Annotated in this window: 13 protein-coding genes; 10 read left to right on the plus strand and 3 right to left on the minus strand. The window is 46.6% G+C overall.

From position 1 onward, the window contains the following. Positions 1–113 precede the first annotated feature (113 nt). The gene (locus tag QUA43_RS08545; protein ID WP_006631296.1) at positions 114–353 is read right to left on the minus strand and encodes a DUF3134 domain-containing protein; all 240 of its coding nucleotides are present in this window, start codon (positions 351–353) and stop codon (positions 114–116) included. Positions 354–764: 411 nt separating this feature from the next. Here QUA43_RS08545 and QUA43_RS08550 point away from each other — a divergent pair, with 411 nt between their 5' ends. From QUA43_RS08550 to QUA43_RS08590, 9 genes are all read left to right on the plus strand, one after another. Beyond that, entirely contained in the window at positions 765–2,441 is a 1,677-nt protein-coding gene (locus QUA43_RS08550; RefSeq protein WP_333372765.1) for a glycosyltransferase family 4 protein, read from the plus strand. A gap of 158 nt (positions 2,442–2,599) precedes the next feature. Next, complete coding sequence (locus QUA43_RS08555; RefSeq protein WP_333372767.1) at positions 2,600–3,184, plus strand: PAP/fibrillin family protein; 585 nt, start codon at positions 2,600–2,602, stop codon at positions 3,182–3,184. A gap of 83 nt (positions 3,185–3,267) precedes the next feature. Then, positions 3,268–3,708, plus strand: coding sequence for a retroviral-like aspartic protease family protein (locus QUA43_RS08560; RefSeq protein WP_333372769.1), 441 nt, complete (start codon positions 3,268–3,270; stop codon positions 3,706–3,708). Positions 3,709–4,028: 320 nt separating this feature from the next. Beyond that, positions 4,029–4,289 carry a hypothetical protein gene (locus QUA43_RS08565; RefSeq protein ID WP_333372772.1) on the plus strand — a complete coding sequence of 87 codons (261 nt, stop codon included), beginning with the start codon at positions 4,029–4,031 and terminating at the stop codon, positions 4,287–4,289. A gap of 214 nt (positions 4,290–4,503) precedes the next feature. Continuing rightward, entirely contained in the window at positions 4,504–5,172 is a 669-nt protein-coding gene (locus QUA43_RS08570; protein WP_333372775.1) for a Uma2 family endonuclease, read from the plus strand. Positions 5,173–5,294: 122 nt separating this feature from the next. Continuing rightward, positions 5,295–5,663, plus strand: a complete 369-nt coding sequence (locus QUA43_RS08575; RefSeq protein WP_445301955.1) for a DUF433 domain-containing protein — start codon at positions 5,295–5,297, stop codon at positions 5,661–5,663. Between the two features lie 16 nt (positions 5,664–5,679). Continuing rightward, positions 5,680–6,495 carry a PD-(D/E)XK nuclease family protein gene (locus QUA43_RS08580; RefSeq protein WP_333372777.1) on the plus strand — a complete coding sequence of 272 codons (816 nt, stop codon included), beginning with the start codon at positions 5,680–5,682 and terminating at the stop codon, positions 6,493–6,495. A gap of 118 nt (positions 6,496–6,613) precedes the next feature. Then, complete coding sequence (locus tag QUA43_RS08585; RefSeq protein ID WP_333372779.1) at positions 6,614–9,169, plus strand: DHH family phosphoesterase; 2,556 nt, start codon at positions 6,614–6,616, stop codon at positions 9,167–9,169. 482 nt (positions 9,170–9,651) lie between these two features. Then, entirely contained in the window at positions 9,652–11,952 is a 2,301-nt protein-coding gene (locus tag QUA43_RS08590) for a serine/threonine phosphatase (protein ID WP_333372782.1), read from the plus strand. Between the two features lie 133 nt (positions 11,953–12,085). Here the strand turns inward: QUA43_RS08590 and QUA43_RS08595 are convergent, their stop codons facing one another. After that, entirely contained in the window at positions 12,086–12,433 is a 348-nt protein-coding gene (locus QUA43_RS08595; protein ID WP_333372785.1) for a hypothetical protein, read from the minus strand. A gap of 332 nt (positions 12,434–12,765) precedes the next feature. On the opposite strand from QUA43_RS08595, the gene QUA43_RS08600 reads away from it, so the two are divergent. Beyond that, positions 12,766–14,007 (plus strand): protein kinase domain-containing protein, encoded by a 1,242-nt coding sequence (locus QUA43_RS08600; RefSeq protein WP_333372787.1) that lies wholly within the window; start codon positions 12,766–12,768, stop codon positions 14,005–14,007. A 165-nt stretch (positions 14,008–14,172) separates the two neighbouring features. Here the strand turns inward: QUA43_RS08600 and QUA43_RS08605 are convergent, their stop codons facing one another. Then, positions 14,173–14,391, minus strand: coding sequence for a DUF4327 family protein (locus tag QUA43_RS08605; protein ID WP_006631282.1), 219 nt, complete (start codon positions 14,389–14,391; stop codon positions 14,173–14,175). Between the last annotated feature and the right edge of the window lie 161 nt (positions 14,392–14,552).

Here is a 14,552-nt window from a genome sequence, read left to right on the forward strand (position 1 = left end):
ACTATTTGAGAATAAGCAATTGACAATGGGGGAATAGGGTGCGATACAGGAGATTGAGAAATCTCTTAGTTTTTCTTCCCTGTTTCCGGTTGATTTCTTCACCCTTCTACCCGTTATTCTTCGCCTACACTCACATCCTCTTCTACTTCCTCTTCTAAATCATCGTAAGGACTGTCGTCAACTGCCATCAGTTCAGAAATTTCTTCTTCGTGCAGATAGTCGGGTTCTTGAACATCCCTTGCTAACAAGCGATTGTTAGATTCCAACCAGTCTAAAAGAGAAGATTGCTGTTTTAATGGAATTACATCCGCAGGTAAGTGGCGAGGAATTTGACGCAGAGATGGGTTGTACATGATTATCGGTTTTTAAAGACAAAGACGCGATCGAGTGAGGTAACGTTTTGCCGACGAACTGCTCCTTTGATCAAGCACTTGCAAATCGGGCATTTAGCAAGGCTAAAGCATTATACCACAGGCACTGTTTGGTTCCGGATCGGATAAGATGGGAGACCCAAAAGGCGATCGCCCCCAAGCATGGGCATGAGGATAGCACTAAAATCCGCTCTTGCCAATCCTTCTTTAGCCGTAAGCATTGTACTCTAAGACGATCGTCTTTAAGATATCGCGGGACACGCGGCGATCCTATTGTGTAAGCCTCCCTAACGGCAAGGGGTTGATTCACAACAGTCTCCTGGATTTTCATCAAAGCCTGAGCCCGAATGCCCTCTGGCTTCTTCAGTCAACTCTCAAGCAATAAATCTCAGAATGGATACAACGGCAGCGGTTTTATATAACAAAGAGGGCTACCACACCGGAGGCAAAAAACTTCTGGGGCGTCATTCAGCCGGAGAAGGGTTTCTCAAAAGCTTAGTCCAACACGGAACCGCCGACTCTCTCTACTGTTGCGCCGATAGCGAAACAACCTTTAAAGAGTTTTGTTCCCACATCCAACCTTGGCTGCAAAAACCTCGGAAAGTTCGTTGGATTCCCATGGAACGACCGGATTTGCTATCTCAACCGGGCACAATTTACCGACCCGATCCGGTTCTGTCGCAGATGGTTTGGGCGCGCAGATTTGTCGATCAGCGGGCCTACAGCGTTTGCGGCGTTACTCACACGATCGGTACACAATACATCATGGAGGCGATCGGCGATTTGATCACCGCACCCATGCAGCCTTGGGACGCCCTGATCTGCACATCTGCCGCCGTGAAAACAGCAGTAGAAGGAGTTATGACGGAGTGGTCTGAATATTTAGCCCAGCGGAACGGCGGTAAACCGGAAATTTTGGTCAAATTCCCCGTTATTCCTCTAGGAGTGGATTGCAGCGCGTTTCCGCAGGGTGTGGAAGCAGTTAATAGTCGCCACCAACTGCGACAAGAACTCGGCATTTCTCCCGAAGATATTGTTGTGTTATTTGTCGGTCGATTGACTTTTTCTGCAAAAGCTCATCCGGTACCCATGTACATCGCCCTAGAACGGGCCGCACAACAGACAAAAGCCAAAATCCACTTAATTCAAGCCGGTTGGATAGAAGATCCGAGAGAAGAACCCGACTTTAAAAATAGCGCACAAATATTTTGTCCCTCGGTGAATGCTATTTTTTTAGATGGGAGACAGGCGGAAATTAGAATAAATATTTGGTCGGCGGCCGACATTTTCATTTCGCTGTCCGACAACATTCAAGAATCCTTCGGGCTGACACCAATTGAAGCTATGGCGAACGGACTGCCGGCCATAGTCTCCGACTGGAACGGATACAAAGAATCTGTACGCCACGAAATAGACGGCTTCCGCATTCCCACACTCATCCCGCCCCCGGAATCTTGTTTAGATTTAGCCCTAAATTATCTCGACGGCAGCTTAAATTGGCCGACTTACATGGGTCACACTTCCCTCGCCACAGCAGTTGACATTGATGCTTGCACCCTGGCGTTGTGCCAATTAATTGAAAACCCCGAATTGAGAAAGCGGATGGGGGAAAATGCGAGACAAAGGGCGAGGGAAATTTATGATTGGAAAGTAGTAATTGCTGCTTACGAACAATTGTGGCGGGAATTAGCAGAAATTCGCCTTGCGGCACCGGAGTCAGCACCTTTAAAAGCCGGGAAGCCGCCTTATCCCCTAGGCGACGATCCGTTTCGGGTATTGGGTAATTATGCGACTAGAAGTTTAAGCAAGGAGATGATGTTGAGTCTGGGTGCGATCGCCACACCAGAACTTTTAAAGCAGGTACAGACAATTAGGTTTACCAGTTTTGGTGAGGATAGGAGAAGATCTGTTAGCATTCAGATGGAGATATTGGACACAATTAAGCAGGAAAGTGCGATCAGTGTGGGGGAAGTTATCCGACGCTACGTTAAAAACGAGCAAGAATTAGCTTACCTGTATCGGACTCTGCTCTATCTGGTGAAATTTGGTATCTTAGTGATTAGTTGTTAATACTCTGCGGACTCGGCGATTAAAATCGCTACTACACAAAATTTCCTCCCTCTCGCTTGAGACAGAAGAAAAGAGCGGTCTGACTTTTGCCTCACCTTCGATAATTAATCCGTGTATTCGTGTCAAAATCCGTGTCGTGCCTTCCTTATTAAAAAATCATGCTTAGAAAATCTGCACTCTTAGAGATAATTGCTGGTAAAAATCGCGGTTTGCTGGCTACGGCTAGCGACAAACAAGCGATTTTAAGCGCGATCGCCCAATTGGAAGATTACAACCCCACACCACGCCCTGTCGAAGCCGCAGAGCTTTTAAATGGTGATTGGCGGTTATTGTACACCACCAGCCGCGAACTGCTGAATCTTGACAGTTTTCCCTTGGTGAAATTGGGTCAAATTTATCAATCTATCCGGGTCAAAGAATCTAAAATTTACAACATTGGCGAACTTTACGGCTTGCCTTATTTGGAAGGAATTGTCAGTGTAGCAGCAAGATTTGAGCCAACTTCCGAACGGCGAGTGCAGGTGAAGTTTGAGCGGTCTATAGTAGGTTTAAGCAGGTTGATTGGCTATGAATCTCCGGGGAAGTTTATCGATGAGATTGAGTCGGGGAAAAAGTTCGCTGCTGTAGATTTCGGGCTGGATACTGGCGAACAGCAGGGATGGCTGGATATTACTTATTTGGATAAAGATTTGCGGATTGGACGGGGAAATAAAGACAGCGTTTTTGTCTTGACAAAAGAGTGATTTTGTGATGTGTGATTAAGTGCGATCGCTCTTTTACTTTAAAGTTGCAATCAGTCTAAAATGATACCGAGAGGGAGAGAATTATGACATCAACAATCAAAAAAACAATGGGCAAAATTACCACAACGCTGACAATCACGAATCATGCCGATCAAATTCGCCTTGAAGATGGCGCGATTCCTGCCGATCGAGTACGTTCTATTACAATCAAAAATGTGTTGGTAGATACTGGGGCGACTACTTTATGCCTGCCGCAGGATGCGATCGCCCAACTCGGTTTAAAACTCCTGAAAACAGTGCCTGTAGCAACGGCAACAGGCATCGGTACGGCACGCATTTTTGAAGATGCAAAAATTTCATTAATGGGAAGAGACGCGACTTTTGAGTGCATAGAACTGCCCGCAGGAGCCGATCCGTTATTGGGCGTCATCCCGTTAGAAGCATTAGGAATTGAATTAGATTTGCAGAAACAAACACTCGTGCTGTTGCCGCTGAGTCCGACGGCGAGTTATTTAAGAATTTAAACTTAGCATAGGTTGGGAAATAATCTAAAATGCGATCGCCCTTAAATAATCCTCAATTTATCTTTCTTTCATCCGCGTTTATCTGCGGTTAAAAATCAAAAATATATCACTTCTGCAAACAATTCAACACTTACTAAAACCCTCAAATCCATAGCCGATAAAAGCTTCAGATACGATAACCGTTAAAACTTAGCGTTAAGAATTGACAATTGACAATTCTTGTGATATGTGCTTGAATTTTAATGGAAAAGGCGTTAGTACATTCCCGCCAAGAAACTTACTAACGCCTTTTGTGTACTCCTTACGAATACAACACGATTATGTCACAAAACGTTTATCAACAGGGATTCGCAGCGAATCCTCGGGCGATCGCGTACCAAAAACGCCTTTACCCTTGGGCGATCGCCAAACTCATGCCCAGTATGCAGCGGGCGATTGTGGGGCGATTTCGCAGTCGATCGGATGCTGACGGGCACTTGCTGTGTCTGCGTCAACTCATGCCTCAAGCAACGCTTGTCGTAGTCTTTGACTTGCAACCAGACTTAGAAGTACCAATGGTGGCGCCCACAGCAATGCGATAAGCACAAGGATTGCGATCGCCATTTGTAGGGGCGGTGCCCCCGTGCCCGCCCCTTCGTCTGACTGCAAGTCGATCTTTCTTGTATTTTCCTGCTTCTTAAGAATGACTCAGACTCGATAATTCATCCGTGTATCAGTGTAGTGCCTTCCTTCTTCCTTCGGCTATAAATAGCGACTTAAGTTAGGATAAAAATATCCTCAATTTGCTTTTAAATCATGACTTCTACAACTGCCAAATTCATCGTGTCTCAAGTGGGCGAAATTCCCCAATGGCAAGCCGCGACATGGGAAGATTATGTAGCCTCCTGCGAAGATCAATCTTTGGAGGAAGCCAGAATATTTTTTTATGAAGGATATCTTTGGATAGACATGGGTAATGAAGGGCCTCAGCACGCCAGATTTAACGATCTGTTTACTATCATATTTTTCGTGTGGTTTACTACCAAAATAGGACAAACTTTTGATTCTCTCAGCGGTTGTGTAATTGAGAAACCTAAAGTGGGAGCTGGTGCACCAGATAAAGTTTTATACATCGGCGGAGATTTCCACCAATGGCAAAAAGGGGAACCCCGCCGAATTAATCTGAATCAGTCGCGAGTTCCCGATTTAGTCGGGGAGATAGCCGATACTACTTTGGCCAGCGATTTAGATGAAAAAAAGCGGTTATATGCTGCTTTGGGAATTCCTGAATATTGGGTAGTAGATATTAAGGGCGAGAGAGTTTTGGCATTTCGCTTGCAGGAAAACGGGAAATATCAGGAATGCGAAATTTCCGGTGCGCTTGAGGGATTGCCCATTGCTTTGCTGTCTGATACTTTAAAACTTTTGGGTGAGGGAAATGGGACGGCTGCGATGTGGTTTGCTCAACAAGTTGCGAAGTTGTAGAGAGGTTGGCGAAAAGTGCGTGAAGCGTAGCTAATCGCGTAGGGAATCGCTCTTAATTTTTTACACACTTATAGCCTCAATCATAACATATAATAAAAATATATCTGCCCTGTTAATCTGCCATGAATGTACAATCTGTTTCGCGTTATGTAGCACGTCACCCTGAAATCTTGCAAAGCGAACCAATTATCACAGGAACAAGGACTTCCGTTCGGGCGATCGTGGAATTGTGGCGTTTGGGTATTACTCCTGAAGAAATCCCCATGCACTTACCTCACCTGAAATTAGCTCAAATTTTTGACGCGCTGAGCTTTTATTTGGATAACCAGGAAGAAATAAATACTTATATTGAGCGCAATCAAATTCCTGAAGACTTGATTCATCCTGCTGTTAAAACTGCAATGAGAAAACAACTGAAAGTATTGGAATTGTTCGGTACTATTGACTGCGACGAAGATTCTAACTACAAGCAGCAGCAACAAACAATATGAATATCCCTAAATAAAAATGCTCCGACTATCCCAAACCCAACTCAAAATCCTCGAAGAATGCCCCCGCAAATTCCAACACAGCTACCTCGAACTACTCGCCACCACCGCCTCCCCAGAACACAAAGAAAAACTCACATGGGGAAGCCACTTTCACCTATTAATGCAGCAACGAGAACTCGGACTTCCCATTGAATTTATCATCCAACAAGACCCCGAACTGGGACGCTGTGTGGCAGCATTTATCAACACCGCACCCGAACTTTTCGCCAATTCTGAAAATAGCGATCGAGTTTTCCGCCAAGCCGAACACCCCCGCACCCTAATTTTCCAAGACTACCTATTCACCGTTATCTATGACTTGCTAATAGCAGAACCAAACGCCGCCCAAATTCTCGACTGGAAAACCTATCCCCGCCCTCAAAAATCAAAATGGATAGCTGAAAGTTGGCAAACTCGCCTCTATTTATATGTCTTAGTAGAAACCAGCGACTATTCCCCCGAACAAGTTTCCATGACATACTGGTTTGTACAATTGCAAGGAGAAGAACCGCCCCAAAAACTCACATTTTATTACAACCAAACAGAACACGATCGCACAAAACAAGATTTAACTCATCTATTGCAGCAGCTAACCGACTGGCGACAGCGCTATACCGAAGGCGGCGAATTCTTACCCCAAGTAGAAATTAGTTCCAATCTTTGCGATTCCTGTCAATTTGCCACTCGCTGCAATCGCACAACAGACACAAAAATTACCTCACCCGATCTTCTCGCAGAAACTCCTACTGATTGGCTGCCAAATCTTGCTATAATCGATGAAATATTTATTTAATTCAAATCTTGTACTATGCAACTATTAGTCGCCCGGTGGGGGCGGGTTTATAGATATTGTGGATGTGAATGAAAGATTGTTGGTGAACCCGCCCCTACAGGAATTAATGAAATAACTTATGACAGAACTACTTCAAAACTGGCAAAATCAACCCCTATCCCAAACCCCAGATTGGCTGATTCAAGCTGTCAGAAACCACGCACCAGAACTCCCCGGAAACTATGCCGCCACACTTCTCTGGTACAGAGGAATTCACAACCCCGAACAAATACCCGGTTTCTTAAATCCCCAACTTTACCAACCAGCAAGTCCCTTTGAATTCGGACTAGAAATGAACTGGGCGATAGAAAGAATCCAGCAAGCACGAAACAGCGGCGAAAAAGTAGCAATTTGGGGAGATTTCGACGCCGACGGCATTACCTCAACTTCCGTACTTTGGGACGGACTGGGAGAATTTTTTGCTCAAAATGACCAACTAACTTATTACATTCCCAACCGCTTAACCGAATCTCACGGACTCAATATCCCAGGAATAGACGCCTTAGCAAAATCGGGAATTAGCTTAATTATTACCTGCGATACCGGCAGTACAAACATCGCTGAAATCGAATATGCGACTAGCTTAAACATAGATACAATTATCACCGACCATCATACATTACCTGACGATCGCCCGCCAGCTACAGCCATTATCAATCCCCGCTACTTTCCCCCAAACCACCAACTATTTAACCTTTCAGGAGTGGGAGTAGCTTACAAATTAATTGAAGCATTATATCACACATTACCAGATATTCCGCAGCGCCCGATCGCAGATTTATTAGAATTAGTGGCGATCGGCTTAATTGCCGATTTAGTCCAACTCACAGGAGACTGCCGCTACCTAGCACAACTCGGAATCGAACAACTGCAAAAACAACTCACAAATCCCACCCGCCCAGGAGTTGCCAAATTGCTCGAACTGTGCAAAAGATCGGGCGATCGCCCAACCGACATTTCCTTCGGCCTCGGCCCCCGAATCAACGCCGTCAGCCGCATTCAAGGCGACGCCAGCTTCTGCGTAGAACTCCTCACCAGCCGCGACAAAAAACGCTGCGAAGAACTAGCAAATTTAACCGAAATTGCCAACTCCCGGCGCAAATCTTTACAAAAAGATGTTGCCAAAGATGCCGCCAACAAATTAGCCAAACTCGACCTTTCAACTACTAGCGTCATCGTCCTCAGCGACCCCCAATGGCCCGTAGGAGTATTAGGATTAGTAGCAGGACAAATCGCCCAAGAATACGGCCGCCCCGTAATTTTATTCAGTACAGAAGGAAGCGAACAAATTAACGAAAATTCCCCGGAAATCCAATTTACCTCCTTATTAGATTCAGAATCACCAACACTTTCCCCATCCAAAATTGCCAGGGGCTCCGCCCGTTCCGCCAATCAAATTGACCTTTACCAATTAGTCAAAGACCAAGCGCATTTATTGCACAGATTTGGCGGTCATCCCTTCGCCGCCGGATTGAGTCTCCCCGTTGAAAATATCCCCCTATTTACCGATGCGGTAAATCAGCAACTGCGGCAACAATACAGCACAGATAGTTTAACAGCCGCCCCAGTTCAAGCAGACCTGAAAATTACTGTCTCCGAATTAGGCAAAGACTTATTTCAAGAACTAAAATTGCTCGAACCGTGCGGGATGGGAAATCCCGCACCAAAATTGCTGATTGAAAACTGCTGGTTTGAAAATCTCTGGAATCAAAAAATCAAGGATTTGAAAGGGCAAAAAGTAGAATATATCAAAACAGAATTTACAATTAGGGATGAATCTAGCGATATGGGATTTCCCGGCATTTGGTGGGGACACAATCAAAACGAAGTTCCCCAAGGCCGCTGCGATGTCACCGTTGAACTCGATTTTAATACTTACAAATCGCGGTATGAAGTGCGCCTGGTAGCAGTGCGGGAACGCACGGAAGAAAACCAAATCAATTCGCCCACTAAAATAGATTGGATTGTAGACTGGCGCAATAGAAATAATGATGAAGAGTTGTTAGCAGCCAGCACAAACTTAGAATCTCCAGTGCCGATCGACAATCTAGTTTACAATTCCGAAAATGTCGATCGCGAAAACTCGATCGTCCTCAAAGAATGCCCCGCAAGCTGGGACGAACTGCGGATCTGGTTTCGGCAAGCACAGCATACTCAGAAAAAACTCGCGATCGCCTACACATTACCCCCACTCGTACCCCCACAGCAAATCTGCCAACAGCTAATCGGCATCGCCAAATACCTCAGCCGCACCAACAAACCCGTCACCCGACAACAACTCCGCCAGAAACTCGGCATCAGCGACACCTCCCTGCAACTAGGGTTCAAAACCCTAACATATCTCGGTTTCAAAATCAATTATCGCGATCGAGCTTTCCACATCGCCAGACAACCCGAAACCACACAGCAGCAAGACGCGCCCCATCAAATCCCCAAACCCTTATTAGATAGTCAATCCATCCAATCCTCGGTGCCAAATTCCCCCATAGCCGCCCGTTTTGCAGCGCAATTCCTAGCAGCAGTTTCCGAAGAACAATTCCGGCGGAAATATTTCTGTGAAGTACCTCTTTCCACCATTGTGTCGATCGCCCGAGAAACCGTTTTCCAAGAAGATTCTACAGCAATTCCCTTCTAACTGAGATATTGCACCATTCTCAAGAACGAGCCGGAGAGCCCGTTCCACAAAGAATGAATTTTCTTGTGGAACAGGCCGAAAAGCCTGTTCCTAAACAAGTAATTGAGAATGGTGCAATATATGAGTTCTAACTGAGATATTGCACCATTATCAAGAACGGGCCGGAGAGCCCGTTCCACTCATCAGATAACTTTTGTTATGGGGTACGCACGCTGTTACCACCGGTGGGGCTGGCTTTTGGGCCCCTGAAGCGAGAGAAATTTTTGTCGATTGGGCTGAAGAGGCATATTCCTGACACGGATGCAACATCTCAGTTCTAAGAAATATCTTACTTCTGAATTCATCCCGATAAAATAAGGCATAGGGCAATGGGGGTTATCCGTTGCGAGTCAGGCCCAAAACTCATAACTCCTAACTCACAGGCCAAAACCCAAAACTCCCCACCGCCAAACTCGATCGCCCATCTCCAATTTAAAACCCCTATGCTTCTCTGTCCCCGCTGCCAATTTGAAAATCCCAATCCAAACAAGTTTTGTCAACAGTGCGGAAATTCCCTAATTTACAAACCTTGCCACGAATGCGGTGCCCAAGTCGCTTTTAGCGCCGCATTATGTCAGAATTGCGGCGTCGCAACAGGTCAAGTGTGGCGGGCCATTATCTGCGGTCGATCGAATTTTCCAGCAGTCGAACCAGACGAGTCCACCCTACCCCCAGCCGAGTTTCCCCAAACACCAGACATCGTTCCAGAAACCGCATCGCCCCAAAACTCTGCTGAACCAATCACAGACAGCATTCAAACAGAAATAACCACAGACGCACCCCCAATAGCCGTAGAACCAACTTCTCCACTGACCGAAGTCGCCGAATTCAGCAGCCCCGAAATTGACCCTGTGGTAGCCGTGGGGGCGATCGCACCAGCATCCTTTCAAACAACAGAAAAAAGCTCTACTACAGCACCAGAGCGCGAAATAACCCCATCTGAGCAGCATTTTACAACCGCACCACAGCCTCAACCAATCCAGGAAGCAACCGAAAACCCCGACAGCCCAAACATAGCTGACACCTCCCCTCCATCTCCAGAATTCCCCATCCCCAATTCAGAATATTTAGTCCCTTCCCAGCCAGCCGGAGCTTATTTAGACGCTCAGCAGCGCTACCAACTCCTAGAAACCGTGCCGCCGAGAAAGCGCTCAGACACAGTAGAAGTAACAGTATTAGACTGTCAGCCACTAGAAATGTCACCCCTCAAAGCCATGCTAGCAGCCAACTCTGCCAGCGTCGCCAGACGAACATCCCCATATAGCGCAGCAATAAAACGCGGAGAAAATTCAACCAATCCCGCCTTAGCAGAGCTCTGCCAAGGCATAGCTGAACCTTATCTGGCACTCCGGTGGCAATTCTCTCAAAACCTGCCAGTCATTCACGATAGCTGGTCAGACAACGAACAGGCAGTGCTGCTGCTAGAAGACTGCTCCCAATGGCCGCTGCTGGTAGAACGCTGGATTCAACCCGAAACTTCCACCCAGCAAATTTTATACTGGCTGCACGAAATGACAGAACTGTGGGCTGCCCTAGAACCCTGGCGCTGTCGGCAAAGCTTGTTGGAACTGACAAATTTGCGAGTCAACCCCGACTCTTCCTTCTCCTTGGCTTCTTTGCGACTGCAATACCTCTATCCCGAACCCGCCGGCTCAAACCTGCAACTGGTAGATTTGGGGCAACTGTGGCAGGTAATATTTAGCCAGTCCGATCATCGCACTCAGTTTGGGGGCTTGCTCGAACTGCTGCAACAAATGTACAGAGGCGAGATTAACACAATCGAAGAATTGCGATCGCGCCTAGAAACAGTTCCCCTCGAACTCCAACCCGCACCTTCACCAAGCTCAACCCCGACACGCAGGCATTACCGCAGCCCCGACGAGTCGCCCCCCGAGGTTGGCGAGGTCTTAACCCAGCCCATGCCACTCCAGATTTACAGCTTAGAAGATGCAGGCCTCACCGATGTTGGTCGCACGCGCGACCACAACGAAGACTTCTTCAGCATCTGGACTCAGCTCAACAAACTCGAAAGCTCCTTCGGTCGCATCTTTCAAACCAAAGGGCTTTACATTCTCTGCGACGGCATGGGCGGACACGACAGCGGAGAAGTAGCCAGCCAACTAGCCGCTGAAACCCTCAGAGAATTCTTTCAAACCTGTTGGGAAAATCAACTACCTCCGGCAGACACCATCCGCGAGGGAGTCCTGCTAGCCAACAAAGCCATCTTTGAAATCAATCAAAAGGACGGACGCTCCGGCAGCGCCCGCATGGGTACAACTCTAGTCGCAGTCTTAGTTCAAGACACCCACTTCGCCGTTGCCCACGTCGGCGACAGCCGCCTCTACCGACTGAGAAAGGGACAAACCCTAGAAAAAATCACCTCAGACCACGAAGTAGGCCAGCGCGAAATAAAGCGCGGAGTTGACCCGGAAACTGCTTATGCCCGTCCCGACGCCTATCAACTAACTCAAGCCATCGGCCCGCGAGACAGTAATTTTCTCAAGCCTGACGTGCAGTTTTTAGACTTGTGCGAAGATACCTTATTAATTTTGGCCTCCGACGGTTTGACAGATAATGATTTGTTGGAAACTCACTGGCAGAACACTCTCGAACCTCTTTTCAACCCCCAAGCTGATCTCGACCAGGGAGTTGCCCAGTTGATTGAACTCGGCAACAAACGCAACGGTCACGACAATATCACGGCAATTATCATTCGGGCGCAGGTAGGCGCATTTCGATTTTAGAATTTGGATGCTGCCAACTTTTCCAAAGGTGGCGCCTTTCCCCCGTGACTGCCTGGGTTAAACCTGCAATTGTTGCAGAAAAAAAAAACAGCTTCTGCCGTTTCCAGGCAAGGCTTTACTGCTCGCTCTGTTCTTAGGTATCCGGTGTTAAAACAGCTTCGGTTTGAGTGAGCAAAAACTGATTACAGACCCATACTATTGCAGACAAGCGGTGGAGTACCAACCATTTATCCGTAGCTTGAATTTTGAGACTATGTTCAGGGAATCTACCGGAAAAAGTTGCTTGATAGTAAGTGGATTCATCATAGTTGAAAGAGCTTTCACTTACAAAAATAGTTAGTCTAATGAAAAAAAAATCAACTAAAATGAAGTGAGTCTGCAGGCTGGCTAATGCGAAATCTGTTTTATACTCGATCGCTATCGTGGCAAGGTGGGCATAGGTGGGAAGTGTCCGCTCTACATATATATGTGGAGCTGACATCACAATCTGCTGCTACATCAAATTTACGTAAAAGTTTAGCGATTGTTTACCTTATTTTTGTTGTGGCAATTGTTAAATCGATCGACTGTGTTTTAAGGAGCGATCGACTCCTCAGAAATTTTACGAATAATTGTTCCCCAAAAACTATTGATTACTTATTGTTTATGAAATCTTTAATCATAATCAGGATATTATAAAGTTTTCCTGAAACTAACGTGTGAAGCTCATAATTAATTTTTAATTTCTAATTTTTCAAAGCCCTACGCCCCTAATCTGTAAATTCCCGCCAACTCTCACTGCCACATCAGGGAGTTCAACCACATCAATCGAAAATGCTGCTGACTCTTTTAGATCCAGAAAAACAGACCCCCCTGCAACAGTGGAGTTTCGAGAGCGAATCCATTATTCGCATCGGCCGCTCTCCAGAAAATCACGTTGTGATCCCCAATGCTCTAGTGTCGCGGCAGCATCTGGAATTGCAAAGAGTTAATAGCGGGAGATCCAGCCAGTGGTACTTAGTCAATTCCGGGACAAATGGCACTTTGGTGAACGGTATTCTCATGTCTCAGGGTTGGATATCCGACGGTGCCCTGATCCAGTTGGCGCGGGGCGGCCCAATTCTGCATTTCCAAGCTATTACTATTGAACTGGGTGGCAAAATTGAGGCGAACCCCACCGTCAATCTCGCGGTACCAAGGTGTACCCACGCGGGAAACCCGCCGGGGAATTTATTCTGCATCCACTGCGGCGAACCGATTAAAGTCGATCGCACGGTGCGTCACTACCAAGTGCTGCGAACTTTGGGCCAAGGCGGTATGGGGACAACGACTTTAGCCTGGGATCGAGATAAAGCGAAAGCTCAACAACCCGGAAGTTCCCCCGCAGCTTCTCTGGTAGTCCTCAAGGAAATGAATGCTGACATGGCTCAAATAGTCAAAGCTCAAGAACTATTTGAACGTGAAGCTAAAACTCTCAAGGCCCTCCACCATCCGGGAATTCCTCAGTTTTTTGACTTTTTTGTGGAAGGGGGCAAAAAATACTTGGTGATGGAAATGCTCCACGGCGAGGATTTAGAAAAACGCATCTACAATCGCGGGCCTGTTGCTCCCCAACAAGCAATAGAGTGGATGATCCAAACCTGTGATATTTTGGACTACATTCACTCTCAAAAACCCCCGATCGTCCACCGGGATATTAAACCTGCTAATTTGCTGGTGCGCCACCGCGACAATCGCATTACAGTGCTGGATTTTGGTGCAGTTAAAGAAATCGGCACTCCTCCGGGCACTCGCATCGGCGTTGAAGGCTACACCGCACCAGAACAAGACCGGGGACAGCCTCTCCCTCAGTCGGATTTATATGCTATTGGGCCTACTTTAATTTTTTTGCTGACGGCCCAAAGCCCTCAAAACTTTTACGTGAAAATAGCTGGAGGTTACGGGTTTAAGCTCGAAAATATTCCGACGATCGCCCCCAAGCTGCGGGACACCATTTTGCGAACCACGGCAGCTAAGCCTGGGGATCGCTTTCAAACTGCTCAACAATTAGCTCGAGCTTTAGCAGCTTCCCTTTAATAGAAGTCAGAAGTCAAAACTCAAAAGCCAAAAGTCAGAATTTATTAGGAAGAGGGCAAAGGGAAGAGGGAAGAGGGAAGAATTTAGCAACGGAAATTTATGAAAGAAAATTTACCCGATCGCCTCGAAATTTCTCTCCGACACCCCAGTCCTCCGTCTCCTCTGTTATTCTTCGTCCCAAGCTTCTACAGCTATCAACTCGCTCACGGGGTCTTGCATAGAAAAATCAAACTCTAGCAATTGCTGTTTCCAGTACGGCCATTCGTCGCCGTAAAGCAGAGCAATTTTCCAAATACTGTCTGTCGGCTTGATAATGTCAGACGTGACGAGAGAATGCACCTGACGCTGGAACTTAACCATCGGCTGTATAACCTGCTGGCTCATAATACCTCTTGAATTGTTTAAATTTTGTGTAATTACCACTTCCCAGCTCTCACTTTTTACCGCAGTTTCGCCAAGATACGTGTAGATTTTTGTCGGGAAGCTACATATTCAACTTGTAGCTTAACAGAGTTCGTTTTGACAAGGGCCTATAAGCAGGACTG

The sequence above is a fragment of the Microcoleus sp. N9_B4 genome (assembly GCF_036701635.1).
GTDB lineage: Bacteria > Cyanobacteriota > Cyanobacteriia > Cyanobacteriales > Microcoleaceae > Microcoleus.